29 protein-coding genes are annotated in these 25,098 nt (G+C 72.0%); 22 read left to right on the top strand and 7 right to left on the bottom strand.

Annotated elements, in window-relative coordinates:
- Positions 1–221: 221 nt before the first annotated feature.
- The 4 genes from ACA511_RS09000 to ACA511_RS08985 are packed head-to-tail and all read left to right on the top strand — an operon-like array spanning position 222 to position 4,101.
- Positions 222–1,469 (top strand): extracellular solute-binding protein, encoded by a 1,248-nt coding sequence (locus tag ACA511_RS09000; RefSeq protein ID WP_375023601.1) that lies wholly within the window; start codon positions 222–224, stop codon positions 1,467–1,469.
- Positions 1,470–2,414, top strand: coding sequence for a carbohydrate ABC transporter permease (locus ACA511_RS08995; RefSeq protein WP_375023600.1), 945 nt, complete (start codon positions 1,470–1,472; stop codon positions 2,412–2,414). It abuts the gene before it with no gap.
- Positions 2,411–3,226 carry a carbohydrate ABC transporter permease gene (locus ACA511_RS08990; RefSeq protein WP_375023599.1) on the top strand — a complete coding sequence of 272 codons (816 nt, stop codon included), beginning with the start codon at positions 2,411–2,413 and terminating at the stop codon, positions 3,224–3,226. Before ACA511_RS08995 ends, ACA511_RS08990 begins: the two co-directional genes overlap by 4 nt.
- Positions 3,223–4,101 (top strand): ROK family protein, encoded by an 879-nt coding sequence (locus tag ACA511_RS08985; RefSeq protein WP_375023598.1) that lies wholly within the window; start codon positions 3,223–3,225, stop codon positions 4,099–4,101. The genes ACA511_RS08990 and ACA511_RS08985 overlap by 4 nt, the downstream gene beginning before the upstream one ends.
- On the opposite strand, the gene ACA511_RS08980 is transcribed toward ACA511_RS08985, so the two are convergent.
- Both ACA511_RS08980 and ACA511_RS08975 read right to left on the bottom strand, forming a co-directional pair.
- Positions 4,098–4,316 (bottom strand): hypothetical protein, encoded by a 219-nt coding sequence (locus ACA511_RS08980; protein ID WP_375023597.1) that lies wholly within the window; start codon positions 4,314–4,316, stop codon positions 4,098–4,100. The two genes, ACA511_RS08985 and ACA511_RS08980, sit on opposite strands and share 4 nt — an antisense overlap.
- Positions 4,313–4,699, bottom strand: coding sequence for an ATP-binding protein (locus tag ACA511_RS08975; protein ID WP_375023596.1), 387 nt, complete (start codon positions 4,697–4,699; stop codon positions 4,313–4,315). The genes ACA511_RS08980 and ACA511_RS08975 overlap by 4 nt, the downstream gene beginning before the upstream one ends.
- Before the next feature lie 134 nt (positions 4,700–4,833).
- Here ACA511_RS08975 and ACA511_RS08970 point away from each other — a divergent pair, with 134 nt between their 5' ends.
- A complete protein-coding gene (locus ACA511_RS08970) occupies positions 4,834–5,613 on the top strand; it encodes a helix-turn-helix domain-containing protein (protein ID WP_375023595.1) in 780 nt (259 codons plus the stop codon).
- On the top strand, positions 5,610–5,780 hold the full coding sequence (locus ACA511_RS08965; RefSeq protein WP_375024714.1) for a DUF397 domain-containing protein: 171 nt from the start codon (positions 5,610–5,612) through the stop codon (positions 5,778–5,780). The genes ACA511_RS08970 and ACA511_RS08965 overlap by 4 nt, the downstream gene beginning before the upstream one ends.
- 183 nt (positions 5,781–5,963) lie before the next feature.
- On the opposite strand, the gene ACA511_RS08960 is transcribed toward ACA511_RS08965, so the two are convergent.
- From ACA511_RS08960 to ACA511_RS08940, 5 genes are all read right to left on the bottom strand, one after another.
- The gene (locus ACA511_RS08960; protein WP_375023594.1) at positions 5,964–6,299 is read right to left on the bottom strand and encodes a cupin domain-containing protein; all 336 of its coding nucleotides are present in this window, start codon (positions 6,297–6,299) and stop codon (positions 5,964–5,966) included.
- A gap of 186 nt (positions 6,300–6,485) precedes the next feature.
- Positions 6,486–6,788 (bottom strand): cytochrome C oxidase subunit IV family protein, encoded by a 303-nt coding sequence (locus ACA511_RS08955; RefSeq protein ID WP_375023592.1) that lies wholly within the window; start codon positions 6,786–6,788, stop codon positions 6,486–6,488.
- Positions 6,789–6,790: 2 nt separating this feature from the next.
- Complete coding sequence (locus ACA511_RS08950; protein WP_375023591.1) at positions 6,791–7,393, bottom strand: heme-copper oxidase subunit III; 603 nt, start codon at positions 7,391–7,393, stop codon at positions 6,791–6,793.
- The gene (locus ACA511_RS08945; RefSeq protein ID WP_375023589.1) at positions 7,390–8,154 is read right to left on the bottom strand and encodes a hypothetical protein; all 765 of its coding nucleotides are present in this window, start codon (positions 8,152–8,154) and stop codon (positions 7,390–7,392) included. The genes ACA511_RS08950 and ACA511_RS08945 overlap by 4 nt, the downstream gene beginning before the upstream one ends.
- Complete coding sequence (locus tag ACA511_RS08940; protein WP_375023588.1) at positions 8,151–8,891, bottom strand: hypothetical protein; 741 nt, start codon at positions 8,889–8,891, stop codon at positions 8,151–8,153. The genes ACA511_RS08945 and ACA511_RS08940 overlap by 4 nt, the downstream gene beginning before the upstream one ends.
- 122 nt (positions 8,892–9,013) lie before the next feature.
- On the opposite strand from ACA511_RS08940, the gene ACA511_RS08935 reads away from it, so the two are divergent.
- The 16 genes from ACA511_RS08935 to ACA511_RS08860 all read left to right on the top strand — a co-directional run bounded on the left by ACA511_RS08935 (position 9,014) and on the right by ACA511_RS08860 (position 25,096).
- Complete coding sequence (locus ACA511_RS08935) at positions 9,014–9,658, top strand: TetR/AcrR family transcriptional regulator (RefSeq protein WP_375023587.1); 645 nt, start codon at positions 9,014–9,016, stop codon at positions 9,656–9,658.
- 209 nt (positions 9,659–9,867) lie between these two features.
- Positions 9,868–10,644 carry a hypothetical protein gene (locus ACA511_RS08930; RefSeq protein WP_375023586.1) on the top strand — a complete coding sequence of 259 codons (777 nt, stop codon included), beginning with the start codon at positions 9,868–9,870 and terminating at the stop codon, positions 10,642–10,644.
- 24 nt (positions 10,645–10,668) lie between these two features.
- A complete protein-coding gene (locus tag ACA511_RS08925) occupies positions 10,669–11,691 on the top strand; it encodes a hypothetical protein (RefSeq protein ID WP_375023585.1) in 1,023 nt (340 codons plus the stop codon).
- A gap of 122 nt (positions 11,692–11,813) precedes the next feature.
- The gene (locus ACA511_RS08920) at positions 11,814–14,495 is read left to right on the top strand and encodes an AAA family ATPase (RefSeq protein ID WP_375024713.1); all 2,682 of its coding nucleotides are present in this window, start codon (positions 11,814–11,816) and stop codon (positions 14,493–14,495) included.
- A 163-nt stretch (positions 14,496–14,658) separates the two neighbouring features.
- Complete coding sequence (locus ACA511_RS08915) at positions 14,659–15,438, top strand: SDR family NAD(P)-dependent oxidoreductase (protein WP_375023584.1); 780 nt, start codon at positions 14,659–14,661, stop codon at positions 15,436–15,438.
- A gap of 308 nt (positions 15,439–15,746) precedes the next feature.
- On the top strand, positions 15,747–16,613 hold the full coding sequence (locus ACA511_RS08910; RefSeq protein ID WP_375023583.1) for a Gfo/Idh/MocA family protein: 867 nt from the start codon (positions 15,747–15,749) through the stop codon (positions 16,611–16,613).
- Positions 16,610–17,299, top strand: coding sequence for a hypothetical protein (locus ACA511_RS08905; RefSeq protein WP_375023582.1), 690 nt, complete (start codon positions 16,610–16,612; stop codon positions 17,297–17,299). Before ACA511_RS08910 ends, ACA511_RS08905 begins: the two co-directional genes overlap by 4 nt.
- The gene (locus tag ACA511_RS08900) at positions 17,290–18,132 is read left to right on the top strand and encodes a sugar phosphate isomerase/epimerase family protein (protein ID WP_375023581.1); all 843 of its coding nucleotides are present in this window, start codon (positions 17,290–17,292) and stop codon (positions 18,130–18,132) included. The genes ACA511_RS08905 and ACA511_RS08900 overlap by 10 nt, the downstream gene beginning before the upstream one ends.
- Positions 18,129–18,908, top strand: coding sequence for a sulfotransferase (locus ACA511_RS08895; RefSeq protein WP_375023580.1), 780 nt, complete (start codon positions 18,129–18,131; stop codon positions 18,906–18,908). Before ACA511_RS08900 ends, ACA511_RS08895 begins: the two co-directional genes overlap by 4 nt.
- Positions 18,905–19,336, top strand: coding sequence for a VOC family protein (locus tag ACA511_RS08890; RefSeq protein ID WP_375023579.1), 432 nt, complete (start codon positions 18,905–18,907; stop codon positions 19,334–19,336). Before ACA511_RS08895 ends, ACA511_RS08890 begins: the two co-directional genes overlap by 4 nt.
- Positions 19,337–19,338: 2 nt before the next feature.
- Entirely contained in the window at positions 19,339–20,628 is a 1,290-nt protein-coding gene (locus tag ACA511_RS08885) for an MFS transporter (RefSeq protein ID WP_375023578.1), read from the top strand.
- A complete protein-coding gene (locus ACA511_RS08880; protein ID WP_375023577.1) occupies positions 20,625–21,872 on the top strand; it encodes a condensation domain-containing protein in 1,248 nt (415 codons plus the stop codon). The genes ACA511_RS08885 and ACA511_RS08880 overlap by 4 nt, the downstream gene beginning before the upstream one ends.
- Positions 21,866–23,293: an Ldh family oxidoreductase gene (locus ACA511_RS08875; protein ID WP_375023576.1), complete on the top strand. Its 1,428-nt coding sequence runs from the start codon at positions 21,866–21,868 to the stop codon at positions 23,291–23,293. The genes ACA511_RS08880 and ACA511_RS08875 overlap by 7 nt, the downstream gene beginning before the upstream one ends.
- Before the next feature lie 2 nt (positions 23,294–23,295).
- Positions 23,296–24,048, top strand: a complete 753-nt coding sequence (locus ACA511_RS08870; RefSeq protein ID WP_375023575.1) for a polysaccharide deacetylase family protein — start codon at positions 23,296–23,298, stop codon at positions 24,046–24,048.
- Positions 24,027–24,830, top strand: coding sequence for a glycosyltransferase family 2 protein (locus ACA511_RS08865; RefSeq protein WP_375023574.1), 804 nt, complete (start codon positions 24,027–24,029; stop codon positions 24,828–24,830). Before ACA511_RS08870 ends, ACA511_RS08865 begins: the two co-directional genes overlap by 22 nt.
- Positions 24,831–24,862: 32 nt before the next feature.
- Positions 24,863–25,096: a phosphopantetheine-binding protein gene (locus ACA511_RS08860; protein WP_375023573.1), complete on the top strand. Its 234-nt coding sequence runs from the start codon at positions 24,863–24,865 to the stop codon at positions 25,094–25,096.
- Positions 25,097–25,098: the final 2 nt, after the last annotated feature.

Raw genomic sequence — 25,098 nt, 5'->3', positions numbered from 1 at the left:
TGGACGCTGCTGTCGGCCGACCAGACCAGCCCAGCGTGCGCACCGGACCACGACGGCGGCCCCGTACCGCCGGGTAACGGTTGCGACTCGTGCTCAATGGGCCTCTTGAACTGGTACGGACCAGTGTTTATCTTCGTCCCCACCACGCGCGATTGTGCTCAGTGAGCTTTCACACCGAGCACCATTTTGCACGCGCGAAACCCGGAGAGGCGGGGACACAAGTGAAACGGCACCTCATGGGCGTCGTCGCCGCGGGCATGACCGTGGCCCTCGGCGTCAGCGGATGCGGCAAGGGCAGTTCGTCGGACGGCGACTCCGACGGCAAGACCATCAAGTTCGTCGCCGCCATCTACGACGACAACACCAAGCCCTACTGGGACGCCCTGATCAAGGACTTCGAGGCCAAGAACTCGGGCTACAAGGTCAACCTGGAGATGGTCGACTGGACCCAGATGGACGCCAAGGTCAAGACCTACGTCCAGACCAAGCAGGTCCCCGACATCCTCAACTACAACGCGTTCTCCGACTTCGCCCGGGACGGGCTCATCTACCAGGCGTCCGAGGTCGTGTCGCCGTCCACGCTCAGCGACTTCACCCCGACCTTCGTCCAGCAGGCCCAGTACAACGGCAGCCAGTACGGCCTTCCGTTCATCTCCAGCGCCCGCCTCCTGTTCTACAACAAGGACCTGTTCGAGAAGGCCGGCATCAGCGACCCGCCCGCCACCTGGGCCGACGTGAAGACCGACGCGCAGAAGATCAAGAAGGCGGGCGCGACCGGATACGGGCTGCCGCTCGGCCCCGAGGAGTCGCAGGCCGAGTTCTACTCCTGGGCGATGAACAACGGCGGCGGCTGGGTCGACGCCACCGGGAAATGGGCGATCAACCAGAAGGCCAACATCGACACGATGGGCTTCCTCAAGGACCTCAACAAGTCCGGGCTGACCCAGCCGAACCCGGAGACCACCGACCGCAAGACGGTGTTCAACCAGTTCGCGCAGGGCAAGATCGGCATGGCGATCGGCGGCCCGTTCACCAAGGCCGGATTCATCGACCCCGTGGACAAGGACCTGAACTTCGACGTCGCGCCGCTGCCGAGCAAGAGCGGGGCCGAGCACAACACGCTCGGCGTCATGGACGTCCTCGCCGCGTTCAAGAAGGACGGCGGCAAGAACAAGGAGGCCGTCAAGAAGTTCCTCGACTTCTTCTACCAGAAGGAGAACACCTCCAAGTTCCTCACCACCGAGGGCTTCCTCCCGGTGACGAAGTCGGCCGGCGACGCGCTCAGCGCCGACCCGTACATGAAGCAGTTCGTGGACGCGCTCCCGACGTGCAAGTTCGCCCCCACGTCCAACCCGGCCTGGTCCGCGGTGGCCGGCGCGGTGAAGCAGGACCTCGGCAGCGCGGCCGCGAACGAGGACCCGAAGAAGGTCCTGGACAAGATCCAGGAAACCGCCGAGAAGGCCGGCTGAGTGCACGACCTCAAGGACGGGGAGCGGGGGACCGGCCCCTCCCGGGCCCCCCGCCCCTCCCTCCCCCGGCGGGCCGGGCGCGCGCTGACCCCGCTGCTGTGGCTCGGCCCGTCGCTCGTCCTCATCGCGGTCGTCGTGCTGTGGCCCGTGATCGAGATGGTCCGGACGTCGCTGCAGAAGATCAGCTCGACCGGCACCACGCTCGGCTACCGCGGCGGCGGCAACTACACCGACCTGTTCGGCGAGGACGACCTGATCCCCGTCGTGCTGCGGACGCTGCTGTGGGTCGGCGGCGTCGTCGTCGTCACGATGACGCTGTCGCTGGCCCTCGGCCAACTGCTCAACGCCCGCTTCCCCGGCCGCCGCGTCGTCCGCTGGGCCGTGATCGTCCCGTGGGCGGCGTCGGTGCTGATGACGGCGCTGATCTGGCGGTGGATGCTGGACAACTACTCCGGCATCGTCAACCGCCTGCTGCTCGACCTGCACGTGATCGACGAGCCGGTGAACTGGCTCGCCCACCCCACCCAGGCCATGTTCTGGATGATGTGGGTCGCGGTGTTCGTGTCGCTGCCGTTCACGTCGTTCGTCATCCTCGCCGGTCTCCAGACGATCCCCGCCGACGTGTACGAGGCCGCCCGGGTGGACGGCGCCGGCCCCTTCCGCACTTACGTCGGCATCACACTGCCGCTGCTGCGCCCGGCCGTGCTGATCGCCTCGATCGTCAACGTGATCAACGTCTTCAACTCGTTCCCGATCATCTGGGCGATGACGGGCGGCGGCCCCGGCAACAAGACCGACACGACCACGACGTTCATGTACAAACTCGCCTTCTACGACCAAGACGTCGGCGAATCCGGCGCGATGGCGGTCGTCAACTTCGTCCTGATCCTGGTGATGGTCCTGCTGTACCTGCGGGCCGCCCGCTGGCGCGAGGAGATCCGATGACACGCCGTATCGTCCTGGCGGGCGTGGGCTGGCTGGTCGCGCTCGCGTTCCTGGTCCCGTACCTGCAGATGTTCTTCACCGCGCTCAAACCCGAGCGCGAACTGACCGCGTCGCCCGGCACCTACCTGCCGTCCCATTGGACGTGGTCGAACTTCGCCGACGTCTGGTCGGCCGCCCCCGTGTGGACGTATCTGCGGGTCTCCCTCACGGTCGCCGCCGTCGCCACCCTCGTCACCCTCGCCTGCGCGCTGCCGGCCGCGTACTACACGGCCCGCAACCGCTTCCGGGGCCGCGGCGCATTCCTTCTCCTCGTCCTGGTCACGCAGATGTTCGCCCCGACGGCCCTGGTCATCGGCATCTACCGGGAAATGGTCGCGCTGAACCTGACCGACACCCTCATGTCGCTCATCCTGGTGAACGCCGCCTTCAACCTGCCGTTCTGCATCTGGATCCTGCACGGCTACTTCTCCAGCATCCCGAAGGAACTGGAAGAGGCCGCCTTCCTGGACGGCGCCGGCCGCATGGGCGCCCTGACCCGCGTCACCCTTCCCATTTCCATGCCGGGCGTCGTCACCGCGATCGTCTACACGTTCATCGCCGCGTGGAACGAGTACATCGTGGCTCTGACGGTCACCGCGTCCCCGAACCGCCGCCCCCTGACGGTGGGAATCCCGTCGTTCGTCACGCAGTACCAGGCGCACTGGCAGTACCTTTTCGCCGCGTCCCTGATCGCGATCGTCCCCGTCGTCATCCTGTTCATCTTCGTGGAGCGCTACCTGATCGGCGGCCTCACGGCGGGTTCGGTGAAATGAGCCTGATCGGCCTGGACGTCGGCGGCACCTCGATGAAGGCCGCCATTGTCGAAGGCCCGACAGTGCTCACGACCGAGTCATGGCCCACCGACCGGACGGACCCGGTGGGCGGCATCCTGGACTTCGCCGCCCACCTGACGTCCCGCGCGGCCTCGCTGAACTCCCCCGCCGAGGCGGTCGGCATAGCCCTGCCCGGCATAGTGGACGAGTCGACGGGCACGGCCGTCCATTCCGCGAACCTGGGCTGGCGGGACGTGCCCATGCTGCACCTGGCCCGCGAACGTCTGGGCATTCCTGTCGCGATAGGCCACGACGTACGCACAGGCGGCCTGGCGGAAGCCGTGTCGGGCGCGGGCCGCGACGCAGGCGACTTCGTCTTCATGGCAATTGGAACGGGTATAGCAGCCGCCCTGATCCTGAACGGAACGCCCTACCCCGGCACGCTCGGCTGGACCGGCGAAATAGGCCATGTCGTCGTCCGGCCGGACGGCGAAGACTGCGCCTGCGGCAACAAGGGCTGCCTGGAAACCTACGCCTCCGCCGCCGCCATCTCCCGCCGCTACGGCGACTCCGTCCCGGCGGAGGAGGTCATAGCCAGAGCCGGAAAGGACGACCACGCAACACAGGTCTGGTCGGACGCTTTGGACACGCTCGCGGACGGCCTGGCGGCCACGACCCTCCTCCTGGACCCAGAACTCCTGGTCATAGGCGGCGGACTGGCACGAGCAGGCGAAACACTACTGGCCCCGCTGCGCCCCCGCATCGCCTCCCGCCTGAAATTCCGCGCTCCACCCCGTCTGGTGCCGTCCGAGTTGGACGATCAGGCAGCCGTAAAGGGCGCGACAATCCTCGCCAAACGCCTTCTGCACGTTTAGCCAGCCCCCACTTGCACCGCCTCTTCCGCAAGGAAGCACCGCACCCGCTCCGCCGCATCGGGCACGACCAAGGCAAGCGCGTCCATGAACTCATCGGCGGACACCGCCCAGATACGCACACGCCCTCTGGCATTCCACGAGCCGTCCCCGTCCCGCGCGATCGACCACTCCGGAAAGATCTGCCGGAGGAACAGCAGCAGGATTCCGTCGCTCACGCGGGCACCGGCTCGATCTCCGCCCAGACGACCTTGCCGCCCTCGCTCAGCGGCCGGGTCCCCCACCGCCGGACGAGCGCCTCCATGAGGACCAGCCCGCGCCCGCTCTCGGCGGCATGGTCGACGGGCCGCATGACGGGCGCCGCGTCCGACCGGTCCCACGCCTCGACGACGGCGAACCCGTCGTCCCGCCGGTAGGCGCGCACGACCACCAGATCGCCTTCCCGGGACCCGTGCGTGACCGCGTTGGCCGCCAGCTCGCCGACCACCGTCCGCGCGACGTAGTCCTCGAGCCCCCAACTCCCGAAGACCATCCCGACGAACTCCCGAGCCTCCCTGACGGCCGCCACATCCGCCTTGATCATGATCACTGACGGCTCCATCCGCCCACCTCCGCGTGTCGCACTGTGACTTAACGCAAAGGATCGACCGCATGGAGTAATATCAAGGGCAAAGCGCGACAGCGCAACGAGACCACTTGCACCTGCTTGCAAGTGCTTTCGAGAGGTGGACGCCCATGCCGTCACGAAAGCCCACCCGGCAGACCATCGCCTTCGGCATCGCCTTGGGAAGCCTGCGCGAAGATACCGGACTATCCCGGCTCGAACTGGCAAAACGGATACCGGTCACCCGCAGCTACATCGGCCAGGTGGAGACAGGAACCACCCGCTGCACCAGGGAATTCGCGGCCGAACTCGACAAGGCCCTCGAATCCGGAACCGAAATGCAGGACGCCTGGGACGACGTCCTCAAGTCCACCCGGTACCCGCCCTGGTTCGCCGACTACCCCCTGGCCGAAGGCACCGCCTGCTTACTGCGCGCCTTCGAGACGATGTTCGTCTACGGCCTCTTCCAGACCCCGGCCTACGTCCGCGCCCTCCTGCAGGACGAGAGCGCCGTGGAGGCCCGACTCCGCCGCCAGGAGGTCCTGCAACGCGACAACCCGCCCATGCTCAGCATCGTCCTGCTCGAAAACGTCCTCTGGACGTGCATGGCCAGCGCGGAGATCATGCGCGAACAGTGCGAACACCTGCTCACCGTCTCCGAGTGGAGCAACGTCACCCTCCAAATCGCTCCCACGGGCTACTACAGGGGGCTGGAAGGACCCTTCAACCTCGCCACTCAGCGAGGCGGTGGCGAACTGCTCCATATGCCTGCCGCCAGGGGCGGACTCACAACCGACGACCAAGAGGATATCTTGCACATCGTCGGCGCTTTCTCGGCGCTCCAAGCCCGCGCTCTGAGCGTTGACGACTCCCGCGAGTTCCTACGGAAGGCGGTTGTGCGGTGGACATGATCAAGTGGCGCAAGGCGCGGCAGAGCGACGGCCAGGGTGGGGCCTGCGTGGAGGTGGCGCGGTTCCCCGACGCAGTGGCCGTCCGCGACTCCAAGAACCCCGACGGCCCCAACCTCCTCCTCACCCCCCACACCTTCCAAACCATCCTCAACAACCTCAAGCACTAGCCCCCCGGCCATCGAGGTTCACCGGGTGCGTTGACCTGCGGCGTGTTGTTGCTATGGCAAGGCCGATAACAACAACACGCCGCAGGTCAACGCAGGGGACGATCCGGCCGGGCCGGTCCGCTGAGGGCTCCTCCGGTCAGTGGCGTGGAAGTTGTGGCACTCGGTGTAGGACCTGGGGACCGCTCACCGCTCCAGCGCACGCGAGCCGTACGCCGGGCCGAACACCACCAGCAGGGCCAGATCCTCGGTCACCTCGTCGAAACGGTGCTCCTCGCCCGCCGGCACGAAGATCACTGAGCCGGGGCCCACCTCGGCCGTAGCCTCCGGGGTCACGATCCTGGCCCGCCCCGCGGTGACTACGTAGACCTCGTCCTCGGTGTGCGGACTCTGATCGTCGACCCCGCCGGCCGGGATGCAGTACGTTCCCACCGACAGGTCCGACGTCCTCAACTGCTCCACCCAGTCGTTGGCCGGTCCAGTGGGCGGCGTCCACCTCCCCGCACCTTCGATGATCTTCATGGCGGGGAATCCTATCCAGGTGATTCCGATGGAGCACGAGCACCACCAGGCTCGCCCGTCCCGCCGCCCGGATCAGGGCCATCTTGCGGCTGACGGAGGACGTTCACCGAAAGGACGAGCTGATCGCGTGGCTCGCGGCGGGGATCTGCTCGATGGAGCCGACCATTCGGGGCTGCCGCGTTGGGTTCAGATGAGGTAAATGGTGAGGAGGGTGAGCCAGAGGACGGCGAGCCAGGCGTCGGTGGTATGTCGCAGCCAGCGGGGGGCGTGGCGGACTTCCATGAAGTAGCGGAGGATCAGGCGGCATTTGACGAAGGCGATGATGACGATGGCGGCGACGAGTTCGTTGCCCAGGGTCGTCTCGGACTGGGATTCGCCGGGGGACAGAAGCCAGGCGAGGACGGTCGCGGCCGACAGCGCGGCCCAGGCGATGAGGACCGCTCGTTTGTCGCGGTGCAGGAGTGGCCTGCCGGCGGGGGACGGGGTCATGGTCACCTCATCAGGTAGAGGAGCGCGAAGATGACGACCCACAGCAGGTCGATCATGTGCCAGAAGACGGCGCTCTGCTCGACGATCGTGGTTCGCCGCCTGCCGCCGTCGCGCAGTTCGCGCAGGGCGACGCCGAGGATGAGCAGGCCGAGGGCCAGGTGGACGAGGTGGATGCCGGTGAAGACGTAGTAGAAGCTGAAGAACTCGTTGGAGATCGTGTGGCCCTGGCTGATCTCGCTGCGCCATTCGTAGACCTTGATGAGGATGAACAGCACGCCGCAGGAGCCGGTGGCCCAGAGCAGCCGCCGGGCCGTGCTGAACGCGCCGTCCCGGACGGCGATCACGGCGAGGGCGGCCAGGAGGGAACTGGTGAGCAGGACGATGGTGTTCGTGACGCCGATGCCGACGTGCAGGTGCCGCTGGGCCGTGGAGAAGTCGTCGGCGGCCATGGCGCGGAAGACCATGTAGGTGACGAAGTAGCAGCCGAAGAAGAACAGGTCGCCCAGGATCATGACCCACATGTCGATGTCGCCGGGCAGCCGTCCGTCCGGAGTCGGCCTGCGGTCGCGCGCGGCGGCGGGCAGTTCCTTGTCGGGGGCGGTCATCTGGCGTCCTCCAGCGCGTAGAGGGCCGGGGTGTCCGCGGTCTCACGACGTGCGGCCACGCGGAACAGCATCAGGAAGCAGACGATCCACAGGCCGAAGACGACGAGGGCGATGTAGAGGGTGATCATGCCGTTCCAGGCGAACGCGCCGGAGTGGTAGAGCCACATCTGGCTGGCCAGGAGCTCGGTGACGATCTGCCAGATGGTGACGTAGGCGAACCACTTGGGGAAGATGCGGTTCCGGTCGTAGAGGATGGCGACGGCCACGACGGCGTAGGCGGCGGTGAAGCAGCCCAGAGATCCGTTGTAGGACAGCATTCCCAGGTCGTAGAGCATGTAGAGGATCCGGGGTTCGCGGTCGGGGCGGAAGGTCGCGGTGAGCCAGCAGACCAGGATGATCTGGAATCCGGGGACGGCCCCGACGCCCATGGTGGCGATGTAGGCGTAGGCGAGCGTCTTGCCCGAGGACATGCGCTTGATGAAGTAGCCGATGATGCCGTTGGAGATCGCGGCGCCGCCGGCGATCACCAGCAGGAAGGTGAAGCCGATCTGGATGCCCAGCTGGTGCTGGTCGAACCAGGCGGCGGCCTGCGCCTGGGTGACGTCCGGGCGGGGCGGCGGGGTGGCCCGTCCCAGCAGGCATACCCCGACCGAAAGGGCGGTGTAGAAGACGGTGAAGGCCCAGTAGAAGATCCAGACTTCCCGCTTGCCCGCGCGGACGGGCCCGGCGGGCGGTCCGCCGGGCGCGGCGGTGTCCGTCATGCCCGCACCCCCTCCTGCCGGGCCTGGCGCCGCAGGGCCGTGCGCAGCACGAAGAACATCACCGCGACGAACAGCGCGAAGGCTCCGTTGCGCAGCCAGAACGACACCAGGCCGTCCCAGGCCAGCGGGCCGTGCCGGAAGACCGCCGCCCCCGCCGAGGGCGCCATGGCCAGCGCGGTCAGCACCGCGTAGTGCCCCACCCAGCGGGGGAAGACCGGCGCCCGGCGGTCGTCGGCGTAGACGGCCAGGGCCAGCAGGACGAACTGGGCGACCAGCATGCCGATCGGCGCGATGAAGATGATCCAGGCGAGGTCGTTGAGCACCTGGGTCAGGTCGTCTCCGCGGCCGGGCCGGAAGGCGGCGACGGCGAAGAAGATGTTCGACAGCGCGAACAGGGTCGCGCCGGCCACGACGGAGGTGAGGTAGGAGAAGGCGTAGATGTGGCTCTCGCTGCGCATCCGCTGCATCTGGGCCATGATCAGCACGAAGAACGGGACGATCAGGATCCCGAACAGGTTGAAGCCGACCTGGCTGAACTGGATCAGCGTCCTGTTGTCCCGGTAGAACTCCCCGACCTCGGCGGCGCTCATGTTCGGCGACATGGGCGGGAAGAAGCCGGGGAAGGCGGCGAACAGCACGAGCAGGACGAGCGCGAGCACGGGCGCGGACCACAGGACCACCTGCTGGGCCCGCAGGGCCGAAAAGGATGCCTCTTCCTCCTCGGTGAGGACCTGCATATCCGTACCCCTCTCCGCGCGAGAATCAGATTCTTCTCTTATGTGATGGGCATATCCGTAGATGGAGCATGCACGTCTTCCTGACGGTAGTCAATGAGGTGGCTGCGGTAGAATCCACTGTCATGCCGCAAGTTCGTCCGAGCTCGAAAAATGACCACGGTCAAGGAAGGGCGGTACCGGTCCGGGCTCGTTCGCAGGCCAGCCGGGACGCGATCGTCCAGGGGGCGCTGGCCCTGTGGCGCACCAAGGGCTTCGCCGAGACCACCGTCACCGACATCTGCAAGGCCGCCGGCGTCTCCAAGGCGCTGTTCTACGTGTACTTCGCCCGCCGGGAAGACGTGCTCATGGAGATCGAGATCTTCACCATGCGCGACGCCCACCTCGCCGCCCGGGCCGTCGCCTCGCACCCCTACGAACTGGTCGACCTGATCCGGGCCGTCATCGACGTGCTGGAGCGGGGCATGCGCCGCTACCCGCCGGAACTCGTCTTCGAAGCCGTCCTGGAGACCTATCGCCTCGAACAGCGCGCCCTGGCGGACGGCGACGCCGAAGGCGGCCTCACCTTCCTCTTCCGCGAACCCTTCGAGCAGGCGCGGCGCGACGGCAGACTCCCGCCGGACACCGACATCGAACGCACCGCCCGGCTCTCTCAGATCCTGGTCGGAGAAGGCATCAGGTCCTGGACCGCCCGCCAGTGCGAACAGCCCCTGGCCCAACCCTTGGCCCAGGAGATCAGCACGCTGATCGGCGGAGCCCCAGCGCGCTGAGCAGCCCGGTACGCCCGCGCCGGCGCGGCTCGGCCGAGTGGACGGTCTTTCTGTCACCGAGGGGGCATGGTCTGCTTACCGGTGGGTTCACTGTGCAGTTGTACCTACCGGATCGGCGTGCGGGCGGGTGTACTCGTCCGGGCGCTTCTTCGCTCCGTCGCGGGCCGGCCGGCCTGGGGGGCGAGGACGAGTGGGAGGCGGCGGATCCCATGGAGACCGAACTCATCGTGGGAATGATCGGGGCCGCCGCGACCGTCTCCGGCGCCGTCATCCAGAGGAGCTGGCACTGGCGCAGCGGGCGGGTTCCGCACGGGGGCGAGGCGACGGAGTTCGGGCGTTTCCGGGAGGACGCGTCCTTCAGCGTCGACGAGGTCGTCAAGGTCCTCGACCTGCGCCGGTCGCCCGGGGCGCCGGGGGTGACGGTCCTCACCGACACCTATCTCGTCCGCCGGCATGCCGAGAAGGGCAACGGGCTCGTCTCCTTCTACGGGACGAGCGGCACGCTCAAGGCGCGGTGCGTCTCCCACCCGGGCGCCGGGCACGAGTTCGGCCCGATCGAGTCGCGGCACATGCCGGTCAACTGCGCGATGGGCGTCGACCTGAGCGGGCTCGCGATGGACGCCGTGGTGCGCGTCGTCAACGAGGTGACCTTCACGGGGGCGTACGACCGGGTGCCCGTCGAGAACTTCGAGACCCACATCGACCGCCCGACCCGGGCGCTCGTCTTCGTCGTCCTGCTGCCCGAGCGGCACCCGGCCGTCGACATCGACGGGTTCATGCAGACCGGGCGGCGGACGGAGAAGAAGACCGACCGGGAGAACGGCCCGATCCTGGTGAGCGGCGGCACGGTCGCGCACTGGCGGATCGTCCCGGGCAAGGGCCGCTGGCTTCCCGCCGAGGCCCGGTACCGCGTCGAGTGGCGATGGCGGCCCGCGGCCGGCGGCGGCCACGAACTGCACAGGGCCGCCGCCGAGGACGGGACGTGAACGCCCGCGAATGCGAGGAGAGAGATGGCCGGCCCCATTGGACTGGACGCGATGCCCGGCGAAGTCGGCCACTGGAAACCCGCCAGGACCTTTCCCGACCACTATCCCGGCGACTGCCCCGACCACGACTACGTGCTCCTGAACGACCGGGTCCACCCATTGCGCCATGAGGGCGGCGCCGCATTCTCGATTCCCGGACACGGCACGGAACTGGACGCGCTCCTGACGGCGCGCGGGCTCCCCCGCCTGGAGGAACGCGTGGCGGTGCTCGCCTACGGCGCGAACCGGAACCCCGCCACCTTGCGCATCAAGCATGACAACTACGGATACCGCTCGCCGAACGGCGTCGACCTGTGCGTCCCGGTCCTTCGCGCCACGCTCGCGGACGCCGATGTGGCGGGCTGCGGAATCCACGGCCAGGGGTATCTGTACGGCGAGCTGCTCCTGCGCACCGAGTACTGCCGCGGCACGACGCTCGAGGCGCGCGTCTGCATGGTCGACCCCGACCAGTTGCGCGTCCTGAACGACAGCGAGGGGATCCGGAGGGGCGACTACAGGCTCGCCCGGATCCCCGGCGTGCGGCTGGCGGCCCTGGACGAGCCCATCACGGCGGTCGGCTACGTCGCCGGCGCCCGCACCTGGGTCTCGCCCGTCCTCGGCGCGCCCCTCGGGTTCGCGTCCGTACCGGCCTCGGGGCGCCGCTACCCGTCGATGACCGCGACCCAGAGCCTGGACCACGTCCTCGGGACGCTCGGGCTGCGCGCCGACGTCGCCCGCATCACCGGGCTGGACGACGACGACGGGCTCGCCGCGGACCTCGCGAAGTACCTGAACGGCCAATGGTGGTACTCCCTCAACACGGGGCGGCGGGCCATTCCGGGGTACGACCGGGTCCTCGCCCTCCTGCGCGGCCGGATGAGCGAGAGCCAACTGCCCGTCCGCACCCTGGACCACCTCGCCGAACTCGGGGACGTCCTCGACGCGGAGGCCGCCTACGCGCCCGGCCGCTCCCTGAACTGGGCGACCGTCCCTCCCGGTCCCGCGTAGCGCCGACGCCCCCTCCCTGGTGGACGGGCGAGGGCCGATCCGGGGTGGATCGGCCCTCCGGCGGTGGTCCGGTCAGGGACGGGCCTCGTGTCGGATGCGGCTTGTACTGTTTGCGCGTGCTCATGGGGCGGGATCGGGAGAGGGACCGGCTCGCCGGGCTGCTCGGAGACGCGCGCGCCGGCCGGAGCCGGACGGTGGTGATCCAGGGCGAGGCGGGGATCGGCAAGACCGCGCTGCTCGGCCGGCTCGCGGCGGACGCCGGGGACATGCGGGTCGTCCGCGGCGCCGGGGTCGAGGCCGAGACCGAGCTGCCGTTCAGCGGGCTGCACCTGATGCTGCATCCGTACGGCGACCGGCTCGACGCGCTGCCGGGGCAGCAGGCGGCGGCGCTGCGGTCGGCGCTCGGGCTCGGCCCGGGGCCGGCCGGCGACCGCTTCCTGATCGGCGCGGCCACGCTCACGCTGCTGTCCGAGCTGGCCGCCGACCGTCCGCTGGCCTGCCTGGTCGACGACGCGCAGTGGCTCGACAACGCCTCGCTGGACGCTTTGCTCTTCGCCGCCCGCCGGCTCGCCGCCGACCCGATCGCGATGGTCTTCACGGTGCGGGACGGCGCCCGTCCGTTCCCCGACCGCGGCCTGGACGTGGTGCGGCTCGCCGGCCTGGACCGCGCCGCCGCCCGGGAATTAGTGGCGGCGCACGCGCCGGGGCTGACCGTCCCGGTGCGGGACCGGCTGCTGGACGAGGCCGCCGGCAACCCGCTCGCGCTCATCGAGCTGGCGGACGCCCTCGGGTCCCGTCCCGTCCGCAACGCCGGGCCGCTGCCGGTCGGCGGCAGGGTCCAGGAGATGTTCCGCCGCCGGCTCGCCGACCTGCCGGACGCCACCCGCCGGCTGCTCCTGGTGGTCGCCGCCGACGGGACCGCCGACCTGGGCGTCGTCCTGCGCGCCGGGGCCGCGCTCGGGCTCGCCGCCGCCGACCTCGAACCCGCCGAGAAGTCGGGGCTCGTCCTCCTGGACGGCGAGGAGGTGCGGTTCCGGCATCCGCTCATCCGCGCGGTCACCTACCAGGACGCCGCCCATCACCGGCGGATCGCCGTCCACGGCGCGCTGGCGGGGGCGCTCGGCGGCGACGAGCACGCCGACCGCCGCGCCTGGCATCTGGCGGCGGCGGCGACCGGCCCCGACGAGGACGCCGCCGCCGAACTGGAGCGGGCCGCGCGCCGGGCCGTGCGGCGCGGCGGGCCGGCCGCGGTCGCCGCCGCCTACGAGCGCGCGGCGCGGCTCAGCACCGAACCGGAGGGCAAGGCGCGCCGGCTCGTGCACGCGGCGCGCGCCGCCTACGACGCGGGACGTCCCGACCAGGCCACCCGCCTCGCCGCCGAGGCCGAGCACCTCTCCGCGCGGGACGGGGTCGTCGCCGAGGCCACGTTCATCCGCGCGCAGGTCGCCTACGAACGCACGTCGCCGGCCGCCGACGCGACGCTCGCGCTGCGCGGTGCGGCGCTGATCGCCGGCAGCGACCCGGAGCAGGCGGTGTCCATGCTGACCGAGGCCGTCTGGTCCGCCCGGGACGCCGGCGCCCACGACCTGGTGCGGCAGAGCGTCGAGCTGCTCGGCCGGCTGCGGCTCCCCGCGGGCTCGGCGAAGGCGCGGGTGGCGGCGGGCCTGATCGCCTACGGGCGGCTGCCGGACGGCGCGGCCGAGGCGGTCCCCCCGATGCGGGCGCTGTTCGAGGCGGCGCGGACCGGCGAGGTCGCGGACACCGTCGACCGCGTCATCGCCGGTTTCCTGGGGCTCCTCGTGGCGGACGACCGGGCCGCGACCGGGCTGCTGGAGGGCATGGCCGCCGACGCCAGGGCCGAGGGCGCGCTCGGCTGGCTGCCGTACATCCTGGAGGCGCTCGCGATCGGCCGGGTGCTGCTCGGCGACCTGCGCGGCGCGGACGCGGCGACGGCGGAGGGCCTGTCACTGGCCGCCGACATCGGCATGGACACGCAGGTCACCGCCCTGAAGGGCATCGCGGTCCGGCTGGAGTCCGACGCGGAGCGCAGCCGCGCCATGGCGCCGGACGTCCTCGCGCACGCCGGCGTCCACCCGACCAACGCCGCGCTGGCGTCCTGGGGGCTCGGTCTGCACGACCTCGCCGGCGGGGAGGCCGGCGCGGCCCTGGAGCGGCTGGACGGGGTGTGCTCCGGTCCCGCCCGGCACGACGTGTTGATCCGCGCCGTCCCGGACCATGCCGAGGCCGCCGTGCGGGCCGGGCGCCCTGACCTCGCGCGCACCCACCTTCCGGCGTTCGAGGCTTGGGCGGCGGCGACGTCCAGCACGGCCCTCCTCGCCCGCTGCCGCGCCCTCCTCGCCGACGGCGACGCGGCGGAGGAGCACTACCGCGCCGCGCTCGGGCTGCACGGCGACCGCGCCTACGACGCCGCGCGGACCCGGCTGCTCTACGGCGAATGGCTGCGCAGGCGGCGGCGCCGCACCGAGGCCCGCGCCGAGCTGACCGCCGCCGGGGACGCGTTCGCCCGGCTCGGCGCCGCGGGCTGGGCCGAACGCGCCCGCGCCGAACTGGAGGTCCTCGGCGACCGCCCGGCGGCCAGCGCCGGAGACGCCGACCCGCTGAAGCGGCTCACCCCGCAGGAGTTGCAGGTCGTGCGGCTCGCCGCCGCCGGCCTCAGCAACCGCGAGATCGCCGCGCACCTGTACCTGAGCCCCCGCACGGTCGGGCACCACCTCTACAAGGCGTATCCGAAGATCGGCGTGACCCGGCGCATGGAACTGGCCCGCCTCGTATCGGACACATGACTTAGCCGCGTCCCCGTCACCTCCTGGCGGTGCCCGCGCGGAGTGCCGTCCGGAGGTCCGTTCCCCCTCTGGCCAGGGCCGTTCGGGACCGGTCCGGCGACCGATGCGGGCCGTCCGGCCGCGCGCCTAACGTCGAGGCCACCTCGAACGGACGGAGAACGACATGCTTCTCGAGAACAAGACCGCGGTCATCTACGGCGGCGGCGGATCGATCGGCGGCGCCATGGGGCGCGCATTCGCCGCCGAGGGCGCTCGCGTGTTCCTCGCCGGCCGCACCCCGGCCACGCTCGACGCCGTCGCCGCGGACATCCGGGACGCCGGCGGCCTCGCCGAGACGGCCCGCGTGGACGCCCTGGACGCCGACGCCGTCAACGGCTGGGTCGACTCCGTCGTGGAGACCGCCGGCAGCGTCGACATCTCGATCAACCTCATCTCCCACGACCCCCTGTTCGGCCCCCTGATCGAGGTGTCGGCCGACGACTTCGGCCGGTCCATGGAGAAGGTCGCCCGCTCGTTCCTGGTGACCACGCAGGCCGCCGCCCGCCACATGGTCAAGCAGGGCTCGGGCGTGATCCTGCACTTCGGCGGCGCCGACAGCGGGAACCGCATGCCGGGGCTCGGCAACGTGCAGATCGGCTGCGACATGGTCGAGGCGATGCGCCGGCAGTGGGCGTGCGAGCTGGGCCCGCACTCGGTCCGCGTCCTGACGATGAAGACCGGGGGCATCCCCGACTCCATGCCGGACGCGCCGCAGTTGGACGAGGTCAAGCAGCAGATGGTGGACGCCACCCTCACCAAGCGCGCCGCGACCCTGGCCGACGTCGGCCGCGTCGCCGCCTTCCTGGCGTCCGACCACGCCGCCAGCATGACCTCGACCCAGGTCAACAGAGCGGGGGCGGCGGGGGTGGGGTGGGTTGGGGGCGGTGTGCGCAGAATGCGCTAAAGGTCCTTAAAGCCCTTTAGCCGGAATAAGGCGCACAATATTGTTCGGCCATACTGCACCACTCTAAGGTCCACAATGGCATCGCCATCGGTCAGGGAGTGTTCGCGGATGTGTGCGTGATTTGGTCGTCACACCCTGCGATGAGAATTGGCCACCTCTTTTTTGCAGCCCTTTTCCGACAAAAACGATCGGCTTTTATGCTTGGCTTGCAGTGACCACATCGCGCCATTTCTTCGCTTGCGACCGCGGGAAACCGATCCGTAGGTTTCGGGATCGGAACAACCGGAGGCACGCGGATCGGAGGGGTCGTGCGCGTCGTGATCACGGGGTTCGGGAGAGCGGGACGGCAGCATGCCGCGGCGATCGAGAGAGCGCCCGGCGTGACCGTCCACTCCGTCCTGGAATCCGACGAAGGTGTCGCTACAGCACCGTTCACAAGGGCTCCCAGCTGGGACGACGTCCTGGACGACCCGACCGTCGACGCCGTCGCGCTGTGCGTGCCGCCCGGTGGACGCGCCCGGTGGGCCGCCGCGGCGGCCGCCGCCGGCAAGGACGTCCTGCTGGAGAAGCCGCCGTGCATGTCGGTCGCGGAACTCGACCGGCTGCCGGGACGGACCGGCGTCATGTTGCAGCACCGTTTCCGGCTCCCCCGGGAAATTGTCGACCGGCCCTTCAAAAGTGCGGCCGGGACGCTTCTGGTGAGCAGGCCGCGGGACGCGCTGACGCACTACACGGGATGGCGGGGCGATTCCGCGGAGGCGCTCGGCGGAATCACCGCGCATCTCGGCGTCCATTACCTGGATCTGGCGTGCCAGGTGCTGGGCGCCCCGGAGTCGGTCGAGGTCCACGACTACCGGGAATGCGCGCCCGGCATCGACGTGAACGTCAGCGGGCTGGTCAGGTTCGCCGGAGGGTCGACGCTGGTGTTCACCGTCGCGGCCGACGTCCCGGCGCGGGCCGAGCACCTGGTCGTCGCGGGCGACGGACGCTCGCTGAGCATCACGGACGGCGCGGTGGCCTTCCGGGACGGCGACGAGGTGACCGAACGTCCGGCGGAGCCGGCGGGCGTCCTGCGCGCGAAGGTCTACGCGGAGTTCGCGCGGGGCCCGGACCTGTGCTCGCTCGAACGGGCCCGCGCGGTCACCGCGGTGCTGGACGGGGTGCGCGCCCGATGAGCGTCCGCTTCGGCCTGTCGTCCGGCTCGGCCCCGCGGTTGGAGGCGCACGCGCTCGCCGCGCTGGTGCGCGGCGCGGGCGGGACGGTCGCGGACCTGCGGGCGGGCAAAGGCCACCGCTGGGAGGACGACGGCGTCGAGGCGCTGTGCGGCCTCGCGGTCGCGTTCGTCGGGATCTCGGTCGTGCTCGGCCGGCCCCGGCCGGAGACCGCAGCGTCCGGGGCGCTGTTCCCGGGGCTCGGCATCAAGGTGTTCGCCGCCCCCGGGTCGGTGGACGCGCCCTCGACCGCGGAGCAGATCCGGGCGCTGACCCTTGGCCGCGAGCCCGAGCAGGTGCTGGTCGAGACCCATCGGGGCGGCGCCGCGCCGGACGAGCTGGTGGAACTCTGCCGCCGGTACGGCTGCCGGCTGGTCGTCGACAACCTCGGCCTCACCGACATCACGGGCGAACGCGCCGGCGGTTTCGGCGACGCGCTCGGGAGGCTCGCCCCGTGGACGGCGGCGGTGCAGGTCAAGGGCTTCACTCCCGGCACGCGCGAGCACCGTCCGCTGCGCGAGGACGACCTCGGCTGGGTGCGGGACTTCGCGGGCGCGCGCGTCGACATCACCGTCGAGTCGCGCGCGGGCACGCCGCACCAGGACCTGACCACCCTGCGCACCGCCTGGAGGACGCTCGTATGCGCCTAGCCGTCATCAGCGACGAGATCGACCAGGATCTCGGCCGCGCCGCCGACGCGGCGGTGGCCTGCGGGTTCACCGGCATCGAGGTCAGGTCGGCCTGGAACGTCCCGCCGCACGAGCTGACCGGCGAGGACCTCGGCCGGATCACCGCCGAGCTGGACGCCCGCGGCCTCGCCGTCGCCGGGTTCTGCCCGCCCGCGCTGAAGACGCCGCGCCCGGAGACCGCGCGGGACGTCGCCGCGGCGCGCGAAGTGCTCGTGCGGGCGATCGCGCGGGCGCGGGTGCTGGGCGCGCCGCACGTGCGGATCTTCACGTTCTACCGGGACGGCGACCCGGACCCGGTCGGCGCCGCGAAGGCCGCCAAGGAGGTGCTCGACGGCGTCGAGACGGACGGCGTCAAACTGCTCGTCGAGACCGGAACCCGGACGAACACGCCGACGATGGAGCTCGTCCTCCGCTTCCTGGACGCCGCGGGCGTCCCCGGCCTGGGCGTCCTGTGGGACCCGGGCAACAGCGTCTTCAGCGGCATGGACCCCGACCCGTTCCCCGCCGAGTACGAGCTGGGCAAAGACCTGATCGGGCACGTCCACGTCAAGGACCCCGTCGGGACGACCGGGTACGTGCGGCTCGGCGACGGCGACCTGCCCTGGGCGGCGATCGTCGAGCGGCTGCGCGCCGACGGCTACACCGGCTGGCTGTCGCTGGAGACGCACTGGCGCATCGGCCGCGTCCTGGACCAGCGGCAGCGCGACACCCCGTGGGGCGACGCGTTCTCCGCCGGGGGCCGCGAGGCGAGCGTCGCGTGCATGCACCGGCTCAGGGAGCTGGTGGACGGATGAGGCCGCTCCTGCTGCTGGGCGCGCAGCGGTCCGGGACGACGGCGCTGGCGCACGCGCTGAGCCGGGCGTTCGCGGACGCGGGCGGCCTCTTCACCGTGAACGGCAAGCTGCCCTACCTGCTGCCGCGCTGGACCACCGCCGCCGACCTGGCGGGACGCCACTTCCGCGCGGACGAGATCGCCCACGCGCTGGCCCGCAGGCCGCCCGCGGGCGAGGGCGCCGGGCAGTGGCTGAAGGGCGTGGACGAGGTCCTGCGGGACACCGCCGCGCAGGTCGCCGCCGGCGCGCACGACGATCCGGAGGCGCTGGTCGCCGACGTCGTCGCGCGGGCGTACGCGCGGTGGCCGCGCTGGGGCGACAAGTACAACGAGTACCTGATCGACCTTCCCGCCGTGCTGGACGCCGTGCCCGGCGCCCGGATCGTCCTGCTCGTCCGGCATCCGCTGGAGGCGGCGGCGTCCCAGCTGGAGTGGACCGGCGACCGGCCGTGGCGACCGGCGACGGTCGCCGACGCCTGCGCGAAGTGGGCCTCGTGGCACGCCCCTTGGCTGGCGGCCGCCGCGCATCTCGATCCCGGCCGGTGGCTGGTGATCGGCTACCGGACGCTCTGCGCGGGACGTGCGACCGACCGGCTGTCCGCGTTCTGCGACCTGGCTCTGGAGCCGTACCTGACCGGCCTGCGGGCGACCCGGCCCGCGCCGCCGGACGATGATCCGCCGCCCGGCGCCGCCCGCGTCTGGCGGTCCCTCTGTGAAATGGAGTGCGCAACGGCATGAGCGACAACGAGATCTCGTCGCAGGGATACGGACCCGACCACGATTCCCTGTTCGGTTACGGGCTGCACCACGTGCAGATCGCGATCCCGGCGGGCAGCGAGGACGAGTGCCGCGCGTTCTACGTGGACGTCCTCGGCATGGCCGAGATCAAGAAGCCGCCGGTCCTGGCGGCGCGCGGCGGGCTGTGGATACGCGCGGACGCCCTGGAGATCCACCTGGGCGTCGAACAGGACTTCCGCCCCGCCCGCAAAGCACACCCCGGCATCCGCGTCCACGACCTGGACGGCCTGGCCGAACGCCTCACCACCAACGGAACCGAGGTCACCTGGGACGACAACTTCCCAGGCCACCGCAGGTGCTACGCCTTCGACAACCTGGGCAACCGCCTGGAGTTCCTCCAGCGCGACGGCTCGCAGCCGGAGTGGTGAGGGTGACCGGGCTGCTGGGCCGGCTGGTCGGCCTCCCCGACGTCCCCGCCGTCCGGCGCTGGGCCTGGGTCGCGATCGCCGACTCGCTCGGCACCGGGCTGATCACGCCGCTGGTCATCATCTACTTCACGCAGCAGATCGAGATGACGGCCGTCTCGGTCGGCCTGGCGATGAGCGTCGCCGGGATCGGCAGCGCGGTGCTCGTGCCGTTCGGCGGCGTCCTCGTCGACCGGTTCGGCGCGAAGCCGGTGGTGATCGCGGCGTTCGTGCTGGCCGGGGTCGGGACGACGGGCTACATGCTCGCCCGCGGGTTCGGGGTGCTGGTGCTGACCGTGCTGCTCGCCACCATGGCGGACGCGTCGGGCCGTCCCGCCAAGCACGCGTTCATGGCGCAGATCGCCGAGGGCGAGGCGCGCAACCGGCTGCTGGCGTTCAACCGGTCGGTGCGCAACGCCGGATACGGCCTCGGCGGCCTGCTCGCGGCCGTGGTGCTGGGGCTCGGCTCGGACGCCTGGTACATGGCCGCCTTCGGGCTCGACGCGCTCTCGTTCTTCGTCGCGGTGGCGCTGGTGCTGAGCATCACCCCGCCGCTGAAGCCCGCCGCGCAGCACGCGGAGGACGTGGCGGGCGCGGAGGGCGCGGCGGAGCCGGCGGGGCCCGGCGGCTACCGGGAGGTGCTCGCCGACTGGCGGTACTCGCTGCTGTCGCTGCTGAACATCCTCGTCCTGCTCGAAGCGACGATCTTCACGGTCGGCGTGCCGCTGTGGGTGGTGCGGTACACCGACGCGCCGAAGGCCGTGGTGGGCGTGCTGTTCACGGTCAACACGCTGGTGATCGTGTTCCTCCAGGTGCGGGCGACGAAGGGCCTGGAGGGGCCGTCGGACGTCCGCCCGTCCTACCAGCGCGCCGCGCTCGGCATGACGCTCGCGGTGGCGTGCTACCTGGCCGCCCAGTACGTCGGGGCGGTCGCCGCCGTCGCGATCCTGCTGGTGGCGGTGACGCTGCACTCGGTCGGCGAGCTGTCGGCGTCCGCCGCCGAGTGGACGGTCTCGATCGGGCTGGCCCGCGAGCGGCTGCGCGGCCGCTACCTGGCGGTCTTCGCGCTCGGCGACTCCATCGGCAAGGCGGCCGGGCCGGTCGCGGTCACGTTCCTGCTGACCCGCGGGGAGTCGGTGGGCTGGCTGGCGCTGCTCGCGCTGGTCGCCGGATCGTGCCTGGTCAGCGCCGAGCTGGCGGTACGGCATCCGCGCAACGGGGCGCCGCGAGGCGCGCTCACGGAGGTGGCGGCATGATGCGACTCCTGCCCACCCAGCGACGCTGGGTCCGCATGGGCTTCCAGGACTGGGAGCACTTCAACCTCGGCACGCTGTTCACCGTCCCGGCGGACCTGCCGGACGGCGCGCTGGCCCGCGCCGTCCAGCGCACGCTGGACCGCCATCCGGCGCTGCGCACCGCCTACCGCCCCGGCACGCCCGAGTGGACGGCCGAGGAGCGGGACGTCCGCGCGGCGACCGTGCTGCGGCGCGCCGAACTGCCCGACTACCGGGGCCGCCCGGACGAGCTGGACGCGGAGATCGCCCGGCTCCAGAGCACGCTGCGGCCGGCGGAGGGCGAGGTCTTCCGCGTCGTCCGCTTCCCGTTCGGGGACGAGCCGGGGCGGCTGCTGGTCACCGTCCACCACCTGACCCTCGACGGGTTCTCGATGGGCCTCGTCGGGACGGAGCTCGACCGCGCGCTGCGGGACCGTCCGGCCGGTCCGCCGCCCGCGACCCCGGCCCGGTACGCGGGCGCCGTGGCCGAGTGGGCGGCGTCCGCCGAGGCGCGCGCGGACGCCGGCCGCTGGCTCGACCGCCCCTGGGACCGGGTCGGCGATCCCCCGCCGGACCTGGACGGCGACGCCGCGCTCCCGACGATGCGGATCGACAGCGCCGCGCTGGACGCCGGCACGACCGGGGCGCTGACCGCCGCCTGCCGCGCCGGCGGGCTGCGGCCGGGCGACGTGCTGCTGGACGCGGCCGCGCAGGCGGTGGCGGCGCGCTGGGACCTGCCCGCGCTGGCCGTCGACGCCTACCACGTCGGGCGGCACCTGACCCCGATGAACGTCGACGTCATCGACGCGATCGGCTACCTGCAGAGCACCTTCCCGATCGTGTTCGCGCGGCGGGACGGCTTCGACCCGGCCGACGTGCGGGCCGTCCCGGAGCGCATGTTCGGGTTCGACGCGCTGCGGTTCTTCTCGGGGCGGCTGGACGACCTGCCCGCCGCCGCGGTGCGGTACAACTTCCGCGGCCACATGGGCCGGCTGAACCGCCGGCCGGGTTCGCTGCTGGGCGCGGCGGACGAGCCGATCCGGCGGCGGCGCGCGCAGCGGCAGACGGAGGCGTACCGGCTGATGCTGGAGGGCGACGTCATCGACGGGCGGCTCGTCCTGCACATCAAGTACAGCACCGGCCGGTACCGGCCGGAGACGATCGCCGACCTGCTCGGCGGCGCCCTGGACCGGGTCCGGGCCACGACGCTGGAGCCGGCATGCTGACCATTCGGGACCTGGTGGTCGCGGTCGGCTGCCCGGGGGACGAGCTGGTCCTGCTGCGCGGCGCCGACCTGCGCGTCCCGGACGGCAGCACGGTCGTGATCCGGGGCGGGCGGGGCGCGGGCAAGTCGACGCTCGCCGCGGTGCTCCGCCGCGAGCTGCGCCCCCGGTTCGGCCGCATCGACGGCCGTCCGCTCGTCATCGACGACGCCGACCGGCTGCCGCCGGACCGGCTGGCGGAGCTGCTGGAGTCCGGCCGGGTGCGCGGGGAGACGCCGGTGCTGCTGGCGGCCGACGACCGGTTCACCGTGGCGCCGCGGTCGGCGGGGCTGACGTTCCGGCTCGCCAAGGGCATGCTGATCCCCGAGCCGCCGGAGGAGCCCGAGCCTTCGGAAGAGTCGGGGGCCCGCGCGGACGAGCTGCGGATGCCGCCGGACGAGCTGGCCCGGAGGGCCGCGCAGGCGCTCGCGGAGGCGGGCGCCCCGCCCGGGCACGCCGCGCTGGTCGCGGACGTGCTCGTCGAGGCCGACGTCCGCGGGCACCACTCGCACGGCATCGGGCTGCTGCCGACCTACCTCGCCCGGGTCGCCGCGGGCGGCGTGGACCCGGCCGCCGAGCCGGCGCTCACCGCGGACGGCGGCACCGCCCGCGTCGACGCGCACGGCGGATTCGGCCAGCCCGCGGCGGCGGCGGCCGCCGAGTGGTGCGCGGCGACGGCGGCCCGGCTGGGAGTCGCGGCGGTCGGCGTCCACGGCAACAACCACGTCGGGATGATGGCGGCGTACCGGTGGCCGTTCCAGCGCCACGGCGTGGTGGGCCTGCTGCTCAACGTCTCCGGCCCGAGCCTGACGGCGCCGGGGGCGGTCAGGCCGACGCTCGGCAGCAGCGCGGTGTGCCTGGTCACGCCGACGGAGAACACCGAGCCGTTCGTCGTCGACTTCGCCACCGGCGTGGTCGCCATCGGCAAGATCCGGGCGGCGGCGCAGCGCGGCGAGCGCGTCCCGGACGGCTGGCTGCGGGACGCGGCGGGCCGCCCCAGCACCGACCCCGCCGACCTGGAGCGCGGCGGGTCGGTCCCGGTCTTCGGCGACTACAAGGGCCTCTGCGTCACGCTGATCACCGAGGTGCTCGCCGGGATGCTCGGCGGCGGGACGGTCAGCCCCCTGGTCGCCAAGCAGCGCGCCCAGCCGGACCGTCCGATGAACTGCGGGCAGTTCTTCATCGGGCTGTCGCCCGGGGCGTTCGGGCTGGAGCAGACCGGCAAGCTGCTCGGCGTCCTGCACGACGCGGTCGTGGACGGCCACACCGGCGACCCGCCGTCGCCGTACTTCCCCGACCAGCCGGAGGCCGCCGCCACCAGGGCGGCGCTGGAGCACGGCGTCCCGGTGCCCGCGCCCGTCGCCGCCGCGCTCGGATGGACGTGACCATGCGCGCACCCGACAGCGCCCGCACCGAGAGCGGGTGGGACGCGCCGCCCGACGTGCGCGCCGCGCTGCGGGGCGCGGCGCCGGGCTGGCCGCTGGTGCTGTACTTCCACCACGTCCACCCGGCGCTCGACCACTACACCTCGCTGACCCCGGCCGCGTTCGAGCGCGGGCTGGAGACCGTCCTCACCGAGTACGGCCCGGCCCTGGACCCGGCGGACGTGCGGGACGGCATGCGCCCGCCCGCCGGGCCCCGCGTCCTGATCACCTTCGACGACGGGCACCGCGACACCCTCCGGTACGCGGTGCCCGTCCTCGACCGGCTCGGCGTCAAGGCGCTGTTCTTCGTCATCACCGGGCTCGCGGACGGCGCCCCCGACCGCTCGCTGACCTGGGACGAGCTGGCGCACCTGGCGGCGGACGGGCACCGGGTCGGGTCGCACACGGTGACGCACCGCAAGCTCCCCGAGCTGAGCCCGCTCGCGCAGCGCGCCGAGATCGCCGCGTCGCTGGCGGCCGTCCGGGACCGGCTCGGCGACCCCGCGCCGCCGCTGGCCCACCCGTACGGGCTGCGGCCCGCGCCCGGCGCGGTCCCGGACGCCGTGCAGGCGTTCGGGACCGTCAAGGCGGCCCCGCGCCCCTGGACCGCGGCCCCGCACGACATCCGCCGCACCTACCTGCCGACCGGCCGGGAACCCCTGTGGGCCCGGCTGTGCCGCGAATGGAGACAGCAGTGGCCGCCCCCATCACCGTGATCATCCCCAGCCGGGACCGCTACCGCGACCTGCGCCGCTGCCTGCTCGCGCTCGCCGAGTGCGACACCGCGCCGCTGCACGAGGTCCTGGTGGTCGACGACGGCTCCCGGCCGCGCGTCGGCGACGCCGTCGCGGTCGGCGGCCTGCCCGTGCGGGTGCTGCGCAACGACCGGCCGCTCGGCGCGACCCCGGCCCGGTCGCTCGGCGCCGAGCACGCCCGCTCGGACATCGTGGCGTTCCTCGACGACGACGCGCTCCCCCGCGCCGACTGGCTGACCCGGATCGCCGCCGAGCTGACCCCCGGCCGGGGCGCGATCACCGGGCGGGTGCTGCCGTTCGACTCGGGGCTGCTGTCGGCGGCCCGCCAGTCCCGCTACCTGGAGCGCTACCGGGGCCTCGAACCCGGCCAGCGGGTGACGTTCTTCGCCGGCGGCAACGGCGCCGTCTGGCGCGCGGAGTTCCTGGCCGCGCGGGGCACGGCCCGCGACGTCCCCGGCGCCGACAACGACCTCGTCACCGGGCTCGCCGAACGCGGCCTCGGGGTGCACTTCGCGCCCGCGATGGTGATCGTCCACCGCAACGGCAAGGGGCTCGTCCGCGCGGTGCGGGACGCCTACGGGTCCGGGCACCACGCCCGGCCGCTGCCGGTGCGGGACGCGCTGCGGCACGCGGCCCGTCCCGTCCCCGGCCCGACCGCGCCGGTCCGCCTCACCAACCGGATGCTCAACATCGCCCACCTGGCCGGACGCAGCGTCCCGCGCGCCGCCGGGCCGGGCCGCTGACCCGCCGTCCCCCACGCAGTTAGGAGCCTGACATGTCCGTCTCGGAGGCCGAGCCGACGGTGCTGGACACCCTCGCGGCGATCTGGGAGGAGGTCCTGGACGTCGAGGGCATCACGCCCGAGGACGACTTCTTCGAGCTGGGCGGCGACAGCCTGCTCGGCGTCACCATGATCGGCAAGGCCCGGCACGCCGGGCTGACGTTCTCCTTCCAGGACCTGCGCGACAACCCGGTGCTCGGGCGGCTCGCGGGCACCGTGGCGGGCTGACC

Source organism: Actinomadura sp. GTD37 (assembly GCF_041951365.1).
GTDB lineage: Bacteria > Actinomycetota > Actinomycetes > Streptosporangiales > Streptosporangiaceae > Spirillospora.
The sequence above is the reverse complement of the archived record's forward strand: the minus strand, read 5'-3'. Positions and strand labels throughout refer to the sequence as shown.

Excerpts from the sequence above, each read along its gene's own strand:
- ACA511_RS08935 (WP_375023587.1), top strand. The coding sequence starts at position 9,014 with ATGCCGCAAGTTCGTCCGAGCTCGAAAAATGACCACGGTCAAGGAAGG.
- ACA511_RS08880 (WP_375023577.1), top strand. The coding sequence starts at position 20,625 with ATGATGCGACTCCTGCCCACCCAGCGACGCTGGGTCCGCATGGGCTTC.
- ACA511_RS08970 (WP_375023595.1), top strand. The coding sequence starts at position 4,834 with ATGCCGTCACGAAAGCCCACCCGGCAGACCATCGCCTTCGGCATCGCC.
- ACA511_RS08975 (WP_375023596.1), bottom strand. The coding sequence starts at position 4,699 with ATGGAGCCGTCAGTGATCATGATCAAGGCGGATGTGGCGGCCGTCAGG.
- ACA511_RS08890 (WP_375023579.1), top strand. The coding sequence starts at position 18,905 with ATGAGCGACAACGAGATCTCGTCGCAGGGATACGGACCCGACCACGAT.
- ACA511_RS08905 (WP_375023582.1), top strand. The coding sequence starts at position 16,610 with ATGAGCGTCCGCTTCGGCCTGTCGTCCGGCTCGGCCCCGCGGTTGGAG.
- ACA511_RS08955 (WP_375023592.1), bottom strand. The coding sequence starts at position 6,788 with ATGACCCCGTCCCCCGCCGGCAGGCCACTCCTGCACCGCGACAAACGA.
- ACA511_RS08990 (WP_375023599.1), top strand. The coding sequence starts at position 2,411 with ATGACACGCCGTATCGTCCTGGCGGGCGTGGGCTGGCTGGTCGCGCTC.
- ACA511_RS08860 (WP_375023573.1), top strand. The coding sequence starts at position 24,863 with ATGTCCGTCTCGGAGGCCGAGCCGACGGTGCTGGACACCCTCGCGGCG.
- ACA511_RS08870 (WP_375023575.1), top strand. The coding sequence starts at position 23,296 with ATGCGCGCACCCGACAGCGCCCGCACCGAGAGCGGGTGGGACGCGCCG.
- ACA511_RS08940 (WP_375023588.1), bottom strand. The coding sequence starts at position 8,891 with ATGCAGGTCCTCACCGAGGAGGAAGAGGCATCCTTTTCGGCCCTGCGG.
- ACA511_RS08925 (WP_375023585.1), top strand. The coding sequence starts at position 10,669 with ATGGCCGGCCCCATTGGACTGGACGCGATGCCCGGCGAAGTCGGCCAC.
- ACA511_RS08875 (WP_375023576.1), top strand. The coding sequence starts at position 21,866 with ATGCTGACCATTCGGGACCTGGTGGTCGCGGTCGGCTGCCCGGGGGAC.
- ACA511_RS08960 (WP_375023594.1), bottom strand. The coding sequence starts at position 6,299 with ATGAAGATCATCGAAGGTGCGGGGAGGTGGACGCCGCCCACTGGACCG.
- ACA511_RS08945 (WP_375023589.1), bottom strand. The coding sequence starts at position 8,154 with ATGACGGACACCGCCGCGCCCGGCGGACCGCCCGCCGGGCCCGTCCGC.
- ACA511_RS08900 (WP_375023581.1), top strand. The coding sequence starts at position 17,290 with ATGCGCCTAGCCGTCATCAGCGACGAGATCGACCAGGATCTCGGCCGC.
- ACA511_RS08915 (WP_375023584.1), top strand. The coding sequence starts at position 14,659 with ATGCTTCTCGAGAACAAGACCGCGGTCATCTACGGCGGCGGCGGATCG.
- ACA511_RS08920 (WP_375024713.1), top strand. The coding sequence starts at position 11,814 with ATGGGGCGGGATCGGGAGAGGGACCGGCTCGCCGGGCTGCTCGGAGAC.
- ACA511_RS08950 (WP_375023591.1), bottom strand. The coding sequence starts at position 7,393 with ATGACCGCCCCCGACAAGGAACTGCCCGCCGCCGCGCGCGACCGCAGG.
- ACA511_RS08965 (WP_375024714.1), top strand. The coding sequence starts at position 5,610 with ATGATCAAGTGGCGCAAGGCGCGGCAGAGCGACGGCCAGGGTGGGGCC.
- ACA511_RS08930 (WP_375023586.1), top strand. The coding sequence starts at position 9,868 with ATGGAGACCGAACTCATCGTGGGAATGATCGGGGCCGCCGCGACCGTC.
- ACA511_RS08895 (WP_375023580.1), top strand. The coding sequence starts at position 18,129 with ATGAGGCCGCTCCTGCTGCTGGGCGCGCAGCGGTCCGGGACGACGGCG.
- ACA511_RS08985 (WP_375023598.1), top strand. The coding sequence starts at position 3,223 with ATGAGCCTGATCGGCCTGGACGTCGGCGGCACCTCGATGAAGGCCGCC.